Source organism: Aeribacillus sp. FSL K6-8210, assembly GCF_037963925.1.
Taxonomy (GTDB): domain Bacteria; phylum Bacillota; class Bacilli; order Bacillales; family Aeribacillaceae; genus Aeribacillus; species Aeribacillus composti.
In genome coordinates, this window is the sequence record NZ_CP150172.1 from 2,066,480 (window position 1) to 2,083,461 (window position 16,982).

Here is a 16,982-nt window from a genome sequence, read left to right on the forward strand (position 1 = left end):
AAGCGGATAAAAAAGACTGCACTATTTTAATTTTTCTTCTGCTTCCGGCATGATGATAGATGTAAAAATTCTTTTTTTTCGGTTAGGAGCAGGCTGGTTTTCCATTAGCTTTTTCATCGCCCGGTTGACAGTTTGAGCAAATTGAAAAAACTCTTCGTCGCTTGCATAAAAGCGAACCTGCCGAAATCCCACCCCATCTTTTAGGAGATCGATTTGTTCTTGTCGTAAATATCTCTCATAATCCGCTAAAATATTGGCGATAAATCTCATAAATATGTTCAAATGTTCATCTCTGCTTATATGCTGCAAATCGCTGTCTTCGAGCCCAATCGTTTCATCCGGCAAGGCATAAACTTTTTCTATTGTTCCCCTTATCTTTCTTTTCTCAACGATTTCAATCAGCTTTGCTTCTTCAAGTTTTTTTAAATGTCTGTACAAGGATGCTTGCGGAACTTCCGGCAGAAACTCCATTATTTCCTGCACAGTCAAGCGTTTTCCGATCAATGTTTGAATGATCCGAATCCGTACCGGATGCAAGATTAAAGCAGCTTTTGATTCAATCATGAAAACACCTCATTGTACCGTTTGTTCAACCATTTTTGCAAATGGTCGCAAAGCTCTTCGTGAAGCGGTTGATCCGCATTTTTGATATAATTATTTTTCATTTTCAACATATTAATCTCATCTTCTTGTTTTTTCAATAAATGATCCATATTTTGAATCATATAATATTCCAACTCCCCTTTCACTATAGCGGGAAGGCGGTTGAGCTTTTCCGGATCAGCTTGAACGTCCTTGTCACCGGTAATGGCCAAAACAGGGCATTCTATTTTTTTTAAATCTTCGAGCACATCGTATTGCAAATGCTCCCGAAACCATTTAGCATTTATTTTTTGAAAACCAACTTTGATCACATCTTGATCAGATTGCATGATTTTTTCAAAAAGGGCATTCGCCTTTTTTTCGTTTTTTTGCTCGATGTTAAACATGCGGATCATTTTTCCTTTTAAACCTGTTACATTGCTTAAAGCTTCATACACAAGCTTTCTCTGTCTTGTTAAAGCTTCTTCCAGCCTCTCCCCTGCCCCTGAGAGAAGAATGAGCCCATCCATTTTCTCCAAGGTGTTTAAAGCAACTGCCAATGTTGTTCCTTCACTGTGCCCCAAGGCAATGATCCGATTTTCATCAACAAGCGGATGTTGTTTTAAAAATTGTACAGCGCTAGCTGCATCCCGGACGAAATCCCACATTCCTGCAGATAAATAATCACCGCCGCTTTCACCAACTCCCCTTTTATCATATCGCAACACGATAAATCCTAAAGAAGTAAGAAATGATGCCAATTGCTTATATATATTCAACTGGAATTTTCCTTTTGCATCATTGCCGTCGCGATTCAACGGACCAGAACCGGAAAGAATGAGAATAGCCGGCTTTTTTTGGCTGTTCTGTAACACGGATAACGTTCCTTTTAACTCATATCCGCAGCTTTGAAAGCTGATAAATTGTTCAATCATGTTAATTTCTCCTTTATTTATGTTATTATTATCATTATCGATAATAATAACAAATAAGTCAAGAAAATTCTGATGATTGTTTTTTGCATATAAATGTTATCAGAATTGTGCCTTCAGCCCACAGCATATTGAAAGCAGCCGGCATCTGCGAACTGTTTTTTTGAGAAAAATCGTAAACATACAAAAGCCCTTAGAGAAAAACAGCTCTTTTTCTCTAAGGGATTTATTTTAGAGACTAACGGACAGCACCGATGCAAATGTTCTATCATTCTACAACGGCTTTCCTATCAAAATCTTAATTTGGGAGCACTGCGTCGCTGACCATTTCCCATTCGTGAATCTCATACCCTCTAGCGCCAGTCACAACATATGGATCTTCTTTCGCAAGCTTTTCGGCCTCTTCAAAAGAGCCGGCGCGATAAATCACCATACCGCCTGTGCCGTCGGTAAATCTGCCTTTTGCAAATATTTTTCCTTCTTTTCCTTTCTGCTCTAAATAATTCAAGTGATCATTCCGAAACGCTTTGCTTTTTTCTTCATCTTTCATCGGCAATAATACGACAAAATATTTCATCTCAACCACTCTTTCTATTAGATTCATCGCTTACCATTTTACTTGAAGCTGTCAGTCTTGAAAAGCTTCATGTCTTAAGTTCCTAATGTCAATCAAATATTTCTTGCTGCATGCGAATGTGCTCTATTGCGCAATCTTCTTTGATGGAGCAGTTTGATCAATGGAGGTACTGCGATGCATACTAACACAATGCGCAGTACTTGAACGACCACAACAAATGTTGAATCTTCATGAAGTACAGCGGCTGTTGTAGCCATCTCCGTAATACCGCCCGGCGCAAATGCAAGAACTGCTGTGACAAAGGTTATTCCAGTCAGCTTTGAAACAATAAAAGCGCAAATAAACAAGGAAAGAATTAAACCAATCGTGCTGAATAAAGCAACCGCCATTGTTTTCCCTAGCCCTGTAAACATCTTTTTATGAAATTTCGAGCCGATGCTTGCAGCGATGAAAACTTGCGCCGCTATGATCAAAATGTTCGGCCACCATGGAGTCAAGTTGTGGCCTGCAAATGATGAGCCGGCTGCTTGAATACTAGCAGCACCAAGCATTCCGCCAACGAGCCAAGGTGCAGGGAACTTCAGCCGCTTTCCAATGTAATACCCTGCCAATGCCCCTAGTGCCAATACTGCCGTCCAAATCATTTCGTCCATTTCCAAGCTAGGAAAAATGAACGCTGATTGGTTGTTCGAAACTTCAAGCTTCTCAGAATGGACCGCAAATGAAGAAACAAGAAACGGGATCACAAGCACTACTAAAAATACCCGCATCGTTTGTATAATGCTGACGACACCAATGTTGCCCCCGACTTCTTCTGCTATGCCTGGTATAACAGACAAGCCCCCGGGCACCGTTCCGAACAAACTAGTCAATAAATCTGTATGACTGAACTTCCACAAAACGAGTCCAGACAGCAGCGAGAAAACAATGGACAAGAGAAGCATTGTCATGATGGACATCCAATGATCTCTAAAAATATCTATAACCGTTAAATTGATTTTTTGCCCTAATTCAATCGCCAAAATAAATTGCCCAGCATTCATCCAAAATCGGGGCAAAACATACTTGTCATCGGACGATGTTGAATTGGTATGGCTCCAAAATGAAAAAGCCCCTGCCATCACCAATGTTCCGAGCATCCAGCCGATGGAAAGGCTTGTTAGAGATAAAAGCAATCCTCCAATACTGCTGAATAAAATAAACGAAACATTGCGCAAGAAACCTTTCGTTCGTATCATTTCAATCCTTCTTTCTAAACAAAATATCTTGCGGCATTCGAACTTGCTACAAACATATTGTATACTTTTTTTAGATATAAATAAAATATCAATAATCTATGCATGATTATAAAAATTATTGATGGAAAAAGAGAGGTGATGACGATGGATGATCGAGACTGGCTTATTTTGAAAGTTCTCTACAACGAAAAAAACATTACAAAAGCTGCAAAAAATTTATATATTTCTCAACCAGCTTTAACAAACCGGCTTCAGCAAATTGAAAAGGAATTCGGTGTACAGATTGTTCATCGAGGAAGGCGGGGAGTTGAATTTACCCCGCAAGGAGAATATTTAGCGAAATGTGCGAATCAAATGCTGCTGAAAATACAAAAAATAAAAGAAAATGTTGTGAACATGGAGAACCGAGTAACCGGCACATTAAGATTAGGGGTTTCCAATTACTTTACAGATTATAAACTCCCCGGTCTTTTAAAGCTTTTTAAAAACGAGTATCCCGACATTGAATTTAAGGTCCTGACAGGCTCGAGCAGCGAGATAGCCCATTTGATCCACAGCCACGAAGTCCATGTCGCTTTCGTAAAAGGAGCTTACAGCTGGAACGATCAAAAACGATTACTATTTGAGGAATCCATTTGTATTGCTTCTAAAGACAAAATAGATCTCCGGGAGCTTCCAAATTTGCCGAGAATTGATTACCGGATGGATCCCTTGCTAAAAACGGCAGTGGACAATTGGTGGTTTGAGAATTACTCCCAACCACCATTGATCAGCATCGAAGTCGATAAAGCAGATACGTGCAAAAAAATGGTGTTGAACGGATTAGGTTACGCTATTTTGCCAAGCTTGATTTTAGATGATGCCGACGATATTTATAAAATCGATCTGAAATCGAAAAATGGGAAGCCCATTTTAAGAAAAACTTGGATGTTTTATCACAAGGAATCGATCCAACTGAAATTTGTGAAAGCGTTTGTCGAGTTTATGGAAAAGCTCGATTTTCAAAAAATTCCATAAAATGCTATGACACTCGTATAACCTTTTTCCTTACATATGTTGCTTGGAAAAAGGTTTTTCAAAATTTCCGCAAACGTAATTACGTTTGAAACCGTTCATAATGAATAATAGATTCCTTCCGAACCATTTCTTTTGCGGGCGGTTCCTTTTCAGGATAACCTAAACCTAATATTGCAACTACGCGGCGGTCTGATGGAATGTTTAAGGCTGTCCGGACAAAGTCTTCCCGTTTTTTTGATTCTGCTTGATCCTGTGAGTGATATATCGCACCAAAAGCAGCCCCTAAACCTAATTCAGTTGCAGTCAGCCATATAAAACCGCATGCGATCGAGGCGTCCTGCAGCCAATATTTGCTCACTTCCGGGCAGCCTGTAACGGCTATGGCCGCTTTCGCCTCTTTCAACCAAGAAACAAAAGGCGTGGCGTTTGCCAATTCATCAAGCTTTTCACGATTTGTTATAAGTATAAACTCCCTGGAAGGCAGATTGTTCCCAGAAGGGGCTAAATAAGCTGCTTCTAAAATTTGCTCCAACCGTTCATTTGGTATAGGCTGATCTAGAAACTTTGTCATTTCACGTCTTTTCTGTATAGCTTCAAAAACGTTCATGCACCTTCATCCTTCTTTCTATTTTTTCGCCTATTTTGCTTTCGTATGAATGTACCTTTTCATAAACGAACATCAATGTTTTGAAAATGTTTCTGCCATCTGCTGTTCAATACATGATATGGAATCATTATATCATTTCATATGGATCCACAAAAGAATCATTTTAGCCAAAACTTAGGAAGTTTCATTCCGAAAAATTAAAATATAGGAATGGACGAACAGCGTTATTATTTAGATGCTGCTGTCTATAATGGCAGCTTTATGATACCGACAGAGCCATTCACTTTACTTTTTAATTATTTCACAGTTTGAAGTTAATTTTTTTTATTTATAAATAAAAATCCTAGTTTTGACACTAAATACAAGATAAAAAGAATTACTAAAGTTCTAGCAATTACATAACCATCAACAGCCAGCTTATATGCTTCAGGCACTAGTGAATTGGGTTCAATTAACAAATAAATTGAAATTATCAAAACAATAGAAATAAGTATATACCCTAAAGCTGAAACAGATTCTTTTGACATACATGTTTCTCCTTTTTACCCAATAATAACATTTTTTTGTTGGTACTGGAACATTAGAGATTTCTAAACAATGATAATTAAAATAATTGGAACAATACGCTAAAGCTGGATTGAAAGTGAAATCGGATAATTAGCAGCTAGTATTCACCCGTTATTATCCAATAGAGTATAAATGAAAATATTTAACGACAAGCTGGAAAGCTTCTTGAGTCGTAATCCATCGCTGCCTAAGATAACGATACACACGCTTCATCGTTTTTTGAAGCCGGATTGAATATTAAAAAGATGCAGAAATAGTGACAGTAAAACTATCTATGCTCATATCACGAGATTAGAAAAGATCATCCTGCTCATTTCTAGATTTTTAAAAATGCACAACATAAAAAAACTTTCCCAAAAATCGCGGGAAAGAGTTTGGAAACGTCATGATTATTTGCCAAGCAAAAATGATACACAAATTCATTTTCAGTTAACCATTAACTGTTCGTTCAAAAATCCCTTATTGTTTGGCAGGTCGGGATGTTGTTAAAAAGGATATTTTCGATATTCTTTTTGAATCGAAATCCATTTTGTCATCGTAAATTCTTCTACTACCCAAGGATTTCCGAATCTACCCATTCCGCTCGACTTTGTTCCGCCAAACGGAATTGTCGGGCTGTCGTTGACTGTTTGATCATTAATATGAGTCATTCCGCTTTCAATTTGAAGTCCTAATTGTTCCCCTTCACTTAAATCCTCTGTAAAAATAGCAGAGCTTAAACCATATTCTGTATTATTCGCCATTTCAATGGCATGATCGTCTGATTCCGCTTTAATGATCGTAGCAATTGGTGAAAATAACTCAGTTTGAGCAAGCTTACTGTTGTTATCAACATCCACAAATACTGTCGGAGTTAAAATATTTCCGATACGCTTCCCTTCCAACGCAATTTTTGCTCCTTCTTTTTTTGCTTCATTTATAATATTTAAAGCTTTTTCAATTTGTGTTTCGTTTATAAGCGGTCCAATAATTGTTTTCGGGTCAGACGGGTCTCCGTAAGGCAACGATTTGGCTTTTTCAACAAATTTTTGTACAAATTCATCATATTTATTTTTATGGACAATAATTCTGTTTACAATCATACAAATTTGACCTTGATGTATAAACTTTCCAAAAATAGCTGCATCAACAGCACGGTCTACATTTGCATCTGCCAGAACAATGAACGGGTTATTTCCGCCTAGTTCAAGGGCAACCCTTTTCAGCATGCTGCCGGCAATTTTTCCAATATGCTTGCCAACCGGCGTTGAACCAGTAAAGCTGATAAGCTGTGAATGCGGCGAAGTGAGCATGTCATCGCCAATTTCATCAATATCCGTTAAAATACATTGAAAAACACCTTTTGGCAGTCCTGCATATTCAAATGCCCTCGCAATGATTGATCCTCCTGTCAAGGCTGTTTGAATATCCGGTTTATGAACGACACTGTTTCCAAGTGCAATAGCAGGAGCAATTGTCCGAATGGATAAATTCATCGGAAAATTAAAAGGCGAGATGGATGTTATAACTCCTAAAGGAAGACGATAAACACGATTCACTTTCCCCTTTACATCAGCTTCAATTTCCCTTACTTCGTCTAGTTTTTTGGCCATTTTCACAGCTTCTTCCACAAGCCCTACCGTCAAGTCAAGTTCAACGTTAGCCTTTATGAAGCTTCCGCCTGTTTCACGGGAGATCACTTTTACAATTTCGTCACGATTTTTTTTAAAAAATTCCGCGGTTTTCCGCAGTACTTCTTCTCGTTCTTCTGACGATGTTTTTCCCCATTCTTTTTGAGCTTCCTTTGCGTTTAAAAATGCCTGTTCAAGTTGTTGTGAAGTCGCCAGTTGAATCGTTTGAATGACAGTTCCATCATATGGATTCAAATTTTCATATTTTCTTTCACTTAATCCTTCGACCCATTCACCATTTATATAATTTTTGTTCAATTCCTCAAAGCGCTCCATATAACTTACCCCTTTTTTAATTCATTTATTTGTGGGTAGTTTTTTACAGTTCGAACAAAATTATTCTTGCTAAAGGTCGGAAAGCAAATGACAGATGATCTGTAAATTGGTTCCAAAACATAAAAAAGAGCCAGACATAAGCTGGCTCTCATCTGCCTATTAACAAATATAAAAGATGTATGCACTCTTGCCGTATCAGCATTAAAAAAAGCTAATCCGGCAATACAGCTATTTTCCCCATCTATACCCTACTCCCCAAACAGTGCGAAGGAATTGATCGATCGGAAAACCGGCTTGTCTCAGTTTTTCGCGGATATTTTTTACATGAGAGTCGATGGTTCGCTCTTCGGTCTCGGCATCGTATCCCCATAAGGATAAAATGATTTCTTCCCTGCTGAACGCTCTGTTCGGGTGCTTTAAAAGCAGCCCTAAAATATCGAATTCTTTCGGCGTTAATAATATGTCTTCGTTTTGAAAATGGACTTTATGTTCTTCTTGATCCCACACCAATCCTTGAACATCAATAATTGAACGCTTTCCTGCGGAACGACGCAGCACCGCTTCAATGCGAGCAAGCAGTTCAGCTTCTTCAAACGGTTTTGTTATATAGTCGTCCGCACCGAGTTTGAGGCCTTTAACAATGTCGAATGTTTGGTCTCTTGCTGTTACCATTATAATAGGAACGTTTGAAAATTCTCTTATTTTCCGGCAGGTTTCCCAGCCATCCATTTCCGCCATCATAATATCGAGAAGGACAAGTTCAGCTTTGTTGTTTTCTAAATATCGGATGGCTGATAATCCTGATTCGCACTTGACGCAATGATATCCTTGAGGGGAAAGATAAAGCTCCAGCAAGTCCAACATTTTTCTTTCATCATCAACGAGCAAAATCGTGTACATCCTTATACCTCCGGCAGCGTGATAACAACGTTTGTTCCTTTTCCGTATTCACTGGCGGCGTAAACCGTTCCTCCGTGCGCTTCGACGATCTCCTTAACAATGGCCAATCCGAGACCAGTACCGCCGCTTGTTCTTGATCTTGATTTATCCACTCGGTAAAATCGTTCAAAAATATGATGCAAATCTTCCTCTGGAATTCCGATTCCATCGTCTGAAACAATGATCACTATGCTGTTTTTCTCCGCTCTTGCTTCAATCGATACAACTGAGCCTTCATCGGAATATTTTAAAGCATTGTCCAACAAATTGATCATCACCTGCTCAAATCGCTTTTGGTCAATTTGGACGGTAATGTTTTTTTCACATTTATAGATAAGTGACATGTTTTTCTCATGAAACGCAGGTAGCATTTTGTCATGTAATTTCTTTAAGAAATCACACAAGTTGGCCGGTTCCTTATGGATTTGAAATGAATGTTGATCCATCTTTGCTAATTCAAACAGTTCCTTTACAAGCTTTTGCATATTCTCCGCTTCTTCATAAATAATGGCCAAATAGCGGTTCCTCTCCTCTTCTTTTAGATTCGGCCTTCTTGCGATATCTGCATACCCTTTTACATATGTAAGAGGGGTTCGGAGCTCATGAGAAATGCTGGCAAGAAATTCTTTTCTTTCTTTTTTTAAATATTCCAAATCTCTCGCCAATGTTTGAATCGCTTCCCCCAGCTCCGCCAATTCGTCCTCCCCTTTCACTTGCAAGCGAACAGAAAAATCGCCTTTGCTCAATTTTTCGGTTGCCTGTTTCATACGAATAAGGGGATTTGTTATCACTTTTGATAAAAAAGCGATCGTCAAAATGGTTAAAAATACCGAAAGAAATCCAACCAAAACGAAATGATGCTTTAACTTATAGATCATTTTTTGAATAGCATCGGTATTTTGAAACATATAGACATACCCTTTGATCTTGCCGTCAATACGTATCGGGCTTACTGTCGCTATATGCGACTCTTTTTGCCAATTTCTTTGCACGATTATTCCGTCATGCGGAATCGTTCTGTCCATTGTATTTACAATTTTTTTGGCAAAAGGCAATATGTCATCGGAATAATACAATATATTGCCTTTCTCATTTGTAATCACTACATCCGTCACCGCTTCCGATTCCATCATCGTCACATGCTCCAGCGTGGAATGGTCAAAGTTTTTTTCCAGCACATCGCGATGGTTATTCCCTCTCGCCAATAGATGCTCAAACTCCTCCTCAATTCTTGAATTGACCAAAGTTATGTACAATGAGACAAATAAAATGATTTCGACTCCCAAAACAAATACGAAAAATAGCAGCCCTAATTTAAACGAAATTTTTTTCACTTTTTGTCCCTTCCTTATCAGCCAACTAGCTTTCTCTTCAAAAAGGAAAGCTCTTCGCCGCCTTTAACCGAACGTTCTGTTCTCATTTTTTCATTATATCATTTTCATCCAACGCTTATCTGTCCTCCCCCGTCCGAACTTTAAAACAGCGAGCGGATGCCAAATGCGGGCACACCTTTTGGCGAGTAAATAATTTTCGTATAAAAAAATTTACAGGATCAAAAAGGGACCGTCTCCATCATTTTTGCACATTTTTTTGTTAAAACAGATGCAAAGAAAATGTTAGGAGGAGGAATTAGAATGAAAAAAAATAGTAAGCTGCTGATTTTTCTTACCGTTTTAACAGCTTTCATGCTCTTTTCTGCATCATGTTCCAACGGAAGCAGCAACGGCCATACAGGAGAACATACGGAAGACATGAATCATGAAAAAATGGACCACGAAAATATGAATGATCATGCCAAACATAACGGAAAAGACAGTCAGAGCACAAAAAATCAAGCCTTTTCCAAAGCGCCTGCACAATTCAATCCAAATGCTGAGGAAAGCTTAATTGTTCAAAACACGAAAAATATAACGAGAATTCCTGTTGCCGATCCAATTCGTGCATCCATTTACGTATCCCAAACCATTTGGCCTGCCACACATAAAGAAAATCAACCCGGAGCCGTTATTCTGTCGCCTGTTGGTCAATGGCAAACAACATTAGCCGGAGCTGACTTAATCCATCATCCAAATAACGGCCCGATCTTACTGATTCATCAAGATAACATTCCCGATAAAGTGTTGAGTGAAATCAAACGGTTAAATCCGACTGGGAACCGGAACGGCACTCAAATTGTTGTGTTAGGAGATGTTTCAAACAATGTCATCAACCAGTTGTCAGGTTATAAAATAGAACAGATCAAAGGAAAAAATCCCGCAGAATTCGCAAGAAATGTCGATCAAGCTTATGCAGAAGTATCCGAAGGCTATCCAGAAAGCGTGATCATCGTTTCTTCAGAGGATCAACATAAACTATATTCCATACCAGCCGTTAATTGGATTTCCCATATGCCTGAGCCTATACTGTTTGCTGCTGAACACGAGCTTCCTAAAGAAACGAAAAATGCGCTTAAGAAACGGAACAAGAAAGCAAACATTTATATTTTAGGACCAGAGAAGGTTATTTCTAAAGATGTAGAAAATCAATTGAAAGAATACGGGACTGTTCATCGAATAGCTGGAAATGACCCTGTAACCACTTCGATTGAATTTGCCAAATTTAAAGATAAAGACACTCAATTCGGATGGGGTATAACGGAACCGGGCCATGGTGTTTCTTTTATTTCAACAGATTCACCAGAGCTTGCTTTAGCTGCCGCGCCGTTTTCACATCTCGGCAAACATGCACCGATGATTTGGTTAAACTAAGGACAGCTTCAACAAGAAACATATGATTTCTTGGCAAGCATCAAGCCAACCTTTCAAGATGACCCAACAACAGGTCCTTACAATCATGGTTTTATCATCGGAGATCAAAAACAAATTTCCTTTCAAACACAAGGAATTCTAGATGACAAGCTTGAAATTGCTCAGGAAGACGGACACGGGCATGGAGGGCATTAAGGAAAACCGGGCGTGAAAATTGAACGCCCGGTTTTCCTTAACTTTTTAAAGTAAATAAACAGCTTCATATGGTAAGTGTGAAAGGTCGCTTCCATTTAGCTTCCTGCTGTTTGAGGAATTTTATATTCTTTCTGCCCCGAAGATACTCAAAGATTTATTTGTGCCCACGAATTAGTTTGAGGCGTTTTATATTCTTTCTGCCCCCGAGGACAAAGTCAATTTTTTTCATTTTCCAAAATAACAAAAAGTGCAAAACTAAGAATCGTACAAGCCACATCATCTGTTTTAAATTGTATATTTCCCTATTTATTGAAAACATTGAGTATTCTTCATGATGAATAAACTGGCGTTTTCAATTAACTAAAAATGTTTGAAAATGGCGGATTAACAAGAGATAAATTTGTGTAAATAATGATTGGAAAAAGAGAACAATAAATCCAACAACACTCATCGCTGTTGGGCCGAAAAGGAAGCTCCCAATCATTTCTATTCGTTTTTATCCCGGAACAGGCCATCGCCATGCATATTCATTCATATTATGGAAGGTTTTCTGCCGATTGAATGGGCTTTATTTTGGTGGGGGGTTACTTTACCTTCTTTAATTATAGGCTTACTTTCTATTAAAAAGAAGCTTCAGGAGCATCCTGAATTCAAAATGATGCTAGGTTTATCTGGAGCATTTGCATTTGTGCTGTCAGCATTAAAAATATAATACTTGCTCTATATGAATTTATTTTTTCAATATGCCTTTTACTGTATAATCCGTTCTTTTACATTTGCCATTTTTATAATAATGACTGACTTTTTGATCATATGGCACCCCTTTGCTCAGCTACGATTACCTAATTTTGCATAACTTATCAGCCCAAATCATATGCGCGCAGTCCGGATCATTTATGCAGGATAAGAGTGTTCCATCGACAATTTACTGATATGAATAGTAATGCTATTTAACTCTATATTTAAAAACTTTAAAAAATCTTCAGCAACTTTTTGTTGAATCTTTTCTGCGATGACGGGTAATGCTTCATCCAATGGATAAAATATGGTGAGGGTGATTTTTATATTCGGCAGCTCGTTTAATGCAATATCTATCCGATGGCATTTTTTTACTGCTTCTACCGAAGTGCAGGCATGGGAAATGATTTGTTTTAAAACGTGTTCAGAAATGTGGATGGTTCCTTGATGAAACCGTGGTCTGATAATCGTTGTTTCGCCAATCTCTTCTTTTTGGGTAGAAAAAATTTTCTTTCCCTTCATAATGATCTTCTTTAAAATATTTTGTTCGACTTGTACATATGGAATCGGAATAATATGTTTCCCCTCTGTTTTTCTCACATATAATGCCATGTTGATTTCCTTTGACGATCTAATTTCTTCAATTTTGTAATATTTGGTGATTTTTCCTAATTGCAATGTTTCCGCAATTTGATCAACCATTTTTGTAGACGTACCAATAATAAGAATCGAATGAATATCAAGTGCTTTAATAGCATTTTGGACTTCTTTTCGGTGATCCTCATAAAAAAAGACAGCCCGTTTAATAGCGGTTATATAGTTCTTTTCATATTTCGCTGAACTCCCTGCAGCTTTTCGCCCTTTATAAATTAACAATCCATCATCAATCATAGCCGGTATGTTTTTACTATGTGCGAAAGAAAGTGCGCTGGTGCTTTTTCCCGTGCCGCTGCGGCCAACAAGAGCGAATACGCGCATTGGGTGAATACCCCTTTCTTAAAAATCTTTCAACCTGAAGGAAAATGCCCGTAAAACTTAAAGGCGGGCCGGATCCGGCAAACCGGAAACTCTATTCTGTCTATTTACAGGAAAATTCAGTTCGTATGATAGCAAATGTTTGTTTCGGGACTCCGATTGTTATGAGGGATATTAATATTCATGAATTTCAAAAAAATAGGCTTTGGATCGAGCATCATACACAATAAAACAGAGGAAGCTTTTTTACTTGAAAAAACTAGCAAATTATTAAAATATTTTTAGTCGATTGTCGACTGAATTTTATCGAATTATACACATTTTTGTTGAGGAATAATAATCCCCTCTTTTATAAATGTTTCTATCTCTTCTTTACTGTAGCCCATTTGCTTTAGAACGGTTTCACTATGCTCCCCCTGAGCTGGAGGGACCGTTTTGATCCTGCCCGGTGTGCGCGATAATTTTACAGGAACACCAAGCATTTTTAAGATTCCGAGGGAAGGATGCTCCATTTCAACGACCATTTCCCTTTCCTTGATATGGGCATCATTTAAAATGTCCGAAAGCTTATTAACCGGTCCGCATGGAATTTTCGCAGATTCCAACATGTCAACCCATTCATCTCTCGTTTTTCTTTTAAATATTTCTTCAAGTATGGAAATCAGTTCATCTCTATTTTGAACCCGGTCCGGATTCGTTTTAAATTTCCGGTCTCTAAGAGCTTCCACATCCAATACGTCAACCAGCGAATTCCAAAGGCTGTCATTTCCTACTGCAAGAATAAAGTGGCCGTCCGAAGCTTCAAAAACCTGGTAAGGCACAATATTCGGATGGGCTCCTCCCAGCGGCTTTGGATCATTGTTTGTCGCAAAATAGTTGCCGGCAAGGTACGTTTGCCAAGAAACCATCGTGTCGAGCAAGGAGACATCGATCCATTGTCCTTGACCTGAACGCTCTCTTTCCCAAAGTGCTGACAGAATGCCGATTGTTGCCCACATTCCTGCTCCGATGTCTGCCAAAGAATATCCAGCTTTAACTGGTGTACCGTCTGGTTCGCCTGTAACGGACATTAACCCGCCCATTCCTTGAGCCAGGACATCATAACCAGGCTTTTTTGAATACGGTCCTGTTTGACCGAAGCCGGAAATCGAAGCAAGAATAACTCCGCGGTTATGCTGCTTTAAGATGTCATAATCAATTCCGAGCTTTTTTAATGTGCCGGGTCGAAAGTTTTCAACAACAACATCCGCTTCTTCTACCATTTTCAGTAAAATTTCTTTTCCTTTTGGATCTTTTAAATTTAAAACAACACTTTTCTTATTGCGGTTGACACTTAGAAAGTACGCGCTTTCATTTTTAATGAACGGAGGACCCCATTGTCTTGTATCATCCCCTTGCGGACTTTCAATTTTTATCACCTCGGCGCCTAAATCAGCTAATGTCATTGTGCAAAAAGGGCCGCTCAATATTCTCGTTAAGTCAATAATTTTAATTCCTGCAAGTGGCAGCATGTCAACCTCTCCCTTTAAAATTCGGTTTTCTTTTTTCTACAAAGGAACGAACACCTTCAGGAAAATCATTTGCGTCAATACTGGACGCCGTACCTGTATCCCACGGAAATGAAAGTGCCGGCTTATTGTAGGCGACAGATCTTTTAACAGCAAGAAGAGACGCCGGTGACTGCTCCATAACTTTTTTCGCCAAACGTAATGTAAAATGATCCACATCCTCATCATCCGGAACCATGTAATTAACTAATCCCAATTGACAGCATTCTGAAGCGTCTAGCAGTCGACCTGTATAAACTAAATCCATCGTCCGGCTCCCTCCGATCAGATCTGCAATCCGTTTTACAAACATTTGGTTTAACGTAATTCCCAGCCGTCCGACTGGGATTCCCATTTTAGCTTTAGAGGTCCCAACCCGAAGATCACATGCTAAAGATAGAACAAATCCTGCACCTAATGCCGGACCATTTATAGCGGCAATGGTTGGCAACGGAAGTTTTTCAAACGTCGAAATGGCTTGTTCCATTAAGCGGAAAGCTTCGTGCGCTTCGTTAATCGACATTTGGTTAAATTCTTTCAAATCAGAACCTGAACAAAATTGATCCTTGCTTCCGCGCAGGATCACCACTCGTGTTTTCGGGTTTTCAGGAATCAGCCTTCCGATTTCTGCCAGCTCCCTCCACATCCCCGATGTTATAGCATTTTTTAGGTGTGGACGTTGGATCGTTACAATGGCAAGCCCGGCACTTTCCTGAAGTATAATTTTCCCATCCGCCTCGACCTGACTAATCGTTACCCTCATTAAAAATCACCTATCTCTTGTCTTCATATTTTTTAACAAAATCAAAAAATGCTCTTCCTAGAAGATGGACGACTGTCGACAATCATCTTGTTACAACCATGATATCCCCTCATGTTATAAAAGTCAATAAAAATTCTAAAAATTTTAAATTTTCATTTTGTATTTGCTGAGGAAAACCTACTTATGTCATGTTTTGATTATGACCCAGTCAATAAGCTAAAAAATAAAAAAAGGAGCTTATATGAAAAGGGCTTCACTCCTTCATATGAACTCCCTAAAATCATGTATATGTTGTTCGTTTCAAGACATTTACAGCGCTCGTTGTTTTCCCTTTTTTGCTGCTAGTACGATTGTTTATTTTTCGTTTTGTTTTCGACCCTTTTAATTACGCTATGATTATGATTTTCAAGCAAAACAAGCGCTTCATCGATCAGGTTTTCCTTTAACAAATCTAAAATAATGCGGTGTTCCTTCAAAGACTTTTTTATATGCTCCTCTTCAAGAAACGATATTCTTTGAAGTACAAGCAAAGGACGTCCTAATCTCCAATACATTTCTTTAATAATTTCGCTTTTGCTCATTTCAATGATGAGCATATGAAACTCTTGGTTCAGATTGGCATACTGTTTTTCGTCATCAACCTCTGACATCTTTTGTACCAATTGCTCCATTTTCTTAAGAATTTCTTCATTTATCCCGCGGACTTTAATTCTTTTCATCGCAAGGCTTTCCAATACGATTCTCATTTCAAGAAGATCATAAACTTCATCTTCCGTATAGCCTTTCACAACAGCGCCTTTTCTAGGAATTCGCTCTATTAGCCCTTCATTTTCCAGCAAATAGAGCGACTCTCGAATAGGCGCCCTGCTCGTTCCAAACTCTTCTGCGTAAGTGGATTCAATAATTTTTTCTCCGGGCTTCAGCTCCCCCGCCATAATTTGGTTTGTTATTTTTTCCGCTATTTTGTGGGACAACGAATGATTGTAAAATAATTGATTATTTTTCATTCCCGCTCTTCCTCTCTATAATGTCGACTGTCTATTTTTTATAATCCTATTATAACTTGTTTATAAATACAAATCGAAAAATTCTGTAAAGTCGGCATTGTATTGGAAGATTTTCCGCAAATCTTTCGTTTGCTGCACTGTTCTAATTTATTCGAAATTTATAGAAGTTCTCCTTCCTCCATATATAAAAATTAATGTGATCCCCCATTATAAATGACTTCATAAATAAGAATATTCAAATTTTTATTACGAATATTTCATCGCTTCGTACATTCTGTCGACAATTGACAAAGATGCATATTTTTCATTTTGCTTTCGTAAACATTTTTGTAAATGAAAAAATAGCTGTAAACAATCTGTGATGAATGAAAAACGGAGAAAAGGAGGGAATGTGCGAAAAACACTTTATCTTAATCTTATAAATGCTGTTTCTCTCTTTATTTTGCCCTTGGACCGCCTTCTAACAAATAGGATAAGCAGCCGATTTCCTTGTGAAGTCGCCGAAATGTTCAGGTATGTCATTCAAAATAAAAGCATACATTTCAATTATTTTTTCGAGAGGTGACGATTTATGATTTGAAATTATATTTTTCAGAATATTCAAA

14 protein-coding genes and 2 pseudogenes are annotated in these 16,982 nt (G+C 38.3%); 3 read left to right on the plus strand and 13 right to left on the minus strand.

Going from position 1 to position 16,982, the window contains the following annotated elements:
- Positions 1-21: 21 nt before the first annotated feature.
- The 4 genes from NSQ41_RS09935 to NSQ41_RS09950 form a co-directional block, all read right to left on the minus strand.
- Positions 22-564, minus strand: a complete 543-nt coding sequence (locus NSQ41_RS09935) for a helix-turn-helix domain-containing protein (protein ID WP_339192862.1) — start codon at positions 562-564, stop codon at positions 22-24.
- Positions 561-1,517 (minus strand): alpha/beta fold hydrolase, encoded by a 957-nt coding sequence (locus tag NSQ41_RS09940; RefSeq protein ID WP_327873789.1) that lies wholly within the window; start codon positions 1,515-1,517, stop codon positions 561-563. The genes NSQ41_RS09935 and NSQ41_RS09940 overlap by 4 nt, the downstream gene beginning before the upstream one ends.
- 295 nt (positions 1,518-1,812) lie before the next feature.
- The gene (locus NSQ41_RS09945) at positions 1,813-2,091 is read right to left on the minus strand and encodes a YciI family protein (RefSeq protein ID WP_066251612.1); all 279 of its coding nucleotides are present in this window, start codon (positions 2,089-2,091) and stop codon (positions 1,813-1,815) included.
- A gap of 92 nt (positions 2,092-2,183) precedes the next feature.
- Positions 2,184-3,329, minus strand: a complete 1,146-nt coding sequence (locus tag NSQ41_RS09950; protein ID WP_339209827.1) for an AbrB family transcriptional regulator — start codon at positions 3,327-3,329, stop codon at positions 2,184-2,186.
- Between the two features lie 144 nt (positions 3,330-3,473).
- Here NSQ41_RS09950 and NSQ41_RS09955 point away from each other — a divergent pair, with 144 nt between their 5' ends.
- Positions 3,474-4,346, plus strand: a complete 873-nt coding sequence (locus NSQ41_RS09955) for a LysR family transcriptional regulator (RefSeq protein WP_066251606.1) — start codon at positions 3,474-3,476, stop codon at positions 4,344-4,346.
- A 79-nt stretch (positions 4,347-4,425) separates the two neighbouring features.
- Here NSQ41_RS09955 and NSQ41_RS09960 read toward each other — a convergent pair whose 3' ends face one another.
- The 5 genes from NSQ41_RS09960 to NSQ41_RS09980 all read right to left on the minus strand — a co-directional run bounded on the left by NSQ41_RS09960 (position 4,426) and on the right by NSQ41_RS09980 (position 9,739).
- Positions 4,426-4,953, minus strand: a complete 528-nt coding sequence (locus NSQ41_RS09960) for a nitroreductase family protein (RefSeq protein WP_066251605.1) — start codon at positions 4,951-4,953, stop codon at positions 4,426-4,428.
- A gap of 314 nt (positions 4,954-5,267) precedes the next feature.
- Entirely contained in the window at positions 5,268-5,480 is a 213-nt protein-coding gene (locus tag NSQ41_RS09965; RefSeq protein WP_066251603.1) for a hypothetical protein, read from the minus strand.
- A 525-nt stretch (positions 5,481-6,005) separates the two neighbouring features.
- A complete protein-coding gene (locus tag NSQ41_RS09970) occupies positions 6,006-7,466 on the minus strand; it encodes an aldehyde dehydrogenase family protein (RefSeq protein WP_339209829.1) in 1,461 nt (486 codons plus the stop codon).
- Positions 7,467-7,694: 228 nt separating this feature from the next.
- Positions 7,695-8,366 (minus strand): response regulator transcription factor, encoded by a 672-nt coding sequence (locus NSQ41_RS09975; protein WP_339209830.1) that lies wholly within the window; start codon positions 8,364-8,366, stop codon positions 7,695-7,697.
- A 2-nt stretch (positions 8,367-8,368) separates the two neighbouring features.
- Positions 8,369-9,739 carry an ATP-binding protein gene (locus tag NSQ41_RS09980; RefSeq protein ID WP_339192865.1) on the minus strand — a complete coding sequence of 457 codons (1,371 nt, stop codon included), beginning with the start codon at positions 9,737-9,739 and terminating at the stop codon, positions 8,369-8,371.
- A 300-nt stretch (positions 9,740-10,039) separates the two neighbouring features.
- On the opposite strand from NSQ41_RS09980, the pseudogene NSQ41_RS09985 reads away from it, so the two are divergent.
- A pseudogene (locus NSQ41_RS09985) lies at positions 10,040-11,347 on the plus strand (cell wall-binding repeat-containing protein).
- A 538-nt stretch (positions 11,348-11,885) separates the two neighbouring features.
- Positions 11,886-12,056, plus strand: a pseudogene (locus NSQ41_RS09990) (energy-coupling factor ABC transporter permease); the annotation flags it as partial.
- Between the two features lie 185 nt (positions 12,057-12,241).
- Here the strand turns inward: NSQ41_RS09990 and NSQ41_RS09995 are convergent.
- The 4 genes from NSQ41_RS09995 to NSQ41_RS10010 all read right to left on the minus strand — a co-directional run bounded on the left by NSQ41_RS09995 (position 12,242) and on the right by NSQ41_RS10010 (position 16,377).
- Positions 12,242-13,063, minus strand: coding sequence for a hypothetical protein (locus NSQ41_RS09995; protein WP_327873784.1), 822 nt, complete (start codon positions 13,061-13,063; stop codon positions 12,242-12,244).
- A gap of 308 nt (positions 13,064-13,371) precedes the next feature.
- Positions 13,372-14,571, minus strand: coding sequence for a CoA transferase (locus NSQ41_RS10000; RefSeq protein WP_066251581.1), 1,200 nt, complete (start codon positions 14,569-14,571; stop codon positions 13,372-13,374).
- Between the two features lies 1 nt (position 14,572).
- On the minus strand, positions 14,573-15,370 hold the full coding sequence (locus NSQ41_RS10005) for an enoyl-CoA hydratase-related protein (protein ID WP_066251578.1): 798 nt from the start codon (positions 15,368-15,370) through the stop codon (positions 14,573-14,575).
- 341 nt (positions 15,371-15,711) lie between these two features.
- The gene (locus NSQ41_RS10010; RefSeq protein ID WP_063387781.1) at positions 15,712-16,377 is read right to left on the minus strand and encodes a GntR family transcriptional regulator; all 666 of its coding nucleotides are present in this window, start codon (positions 16,375-16,377) and stop codon (positions 15,712-15,714) included.
- Positions 16,378-16,982 lie beyond the last annotated feature (605 nt).

Excerpts from the sequence above, each read along its gene's own strand:
- NSQ41_RS09935 (WP_339192862.1), bottom strand. The coding sequence starts at position 564 with ATGATTGAATCAAAAGCTGCTTTAATCTTGCATCCGGTACGGATTCGG.
- NSQ41_RS09940 (WP_327873789.1), bottom strand. The coding sequence starts at position 1,517 with ATGATTGAACAATTTATCAGCTTTCAAAGCTGCGGATATGAGTTAAAA.
- NSQ41_RS09945 (WP_066251612.1), bottom strand. The coding sequence starts at position 2,091 with ATGAAATATTTTGTCGTATTATTGCCGATGAAAGATGAAGAAAAAAGC.
- NSQ41_RS09950 (WP_339209827.1), bottom strand. The coding sequence starts at position 3,329 with ATGATACGAACGAAAGGTTTCTTGCGCAATGTTTCGTTTATTTTATTC.
- NSQ41_RS09955 (WP_066251606.1), top strand. The coding sequence starts at position 3,474 with ATGGATGATCGAGACTGGCTTATTTTGAAAGTTCTCTACAACGAAAAA.
- NSQ41_RS09960 (WP_066251605.1), bottom strand. The coding sequence starts at position 4,953 with ATGAACGTTTTTGAAGCTATACAGAAAAGACGTGAAATGACAAAGTTT.
- NSQ41_RS09965 (WP_066251603.1), bottom strand. The coding sequence starts at position 5,480 with ATGTCAAAAGAATCTGTTTCAGCTTTAGGGTATATACTTATTTCTATT.
- NSQ41_RS09970 (WP_339209829.1), bottom strand. The coding sequence starts at position 7,466 with ATGGAGCGCTTTGAGGAATTGAACAAAAATTATATAAATGGTGAATGG.
- NSQ41_RS09975 (WP_339209830.1), bottom strand. The coding sequence starts at position 8,366 with ATGTACACGATTTTGCTCGTTGATGATGAAAGAAAAATGTTGGACTTG.
- NSQ41_RS09995 (WP_327873784.1), bottom strand. The coding sequence starts at position 13,063 with ATGCGCGTATTCGCTCTTGTTGGCCGCAGCGGCACGGGAAAAAGCACC.
- NSQ41_RS10000 (WP_066251581.1), bottom strand. The coding sequence starts at position 14,571 with ATGCTGCCACTTGCAGGAATTAAAATTATTGACTTAACGAGAATATTG.
- NSQ41_RS10005 (WP_066251578.1), bottom strand. The coding sequence starts at position 15,370 with ATGAGGGTAACGATTAGTCAGGTCGAGGCGGATGGGAAAATTATACTT.
- NSQ41_RS10010 (WP_063387781.1), bottom strand. The coding sequence starts at position 16,377 with ATGAAAAATAATCAATTATTTTACAATCATTCGTTGTCCCACAAAATA.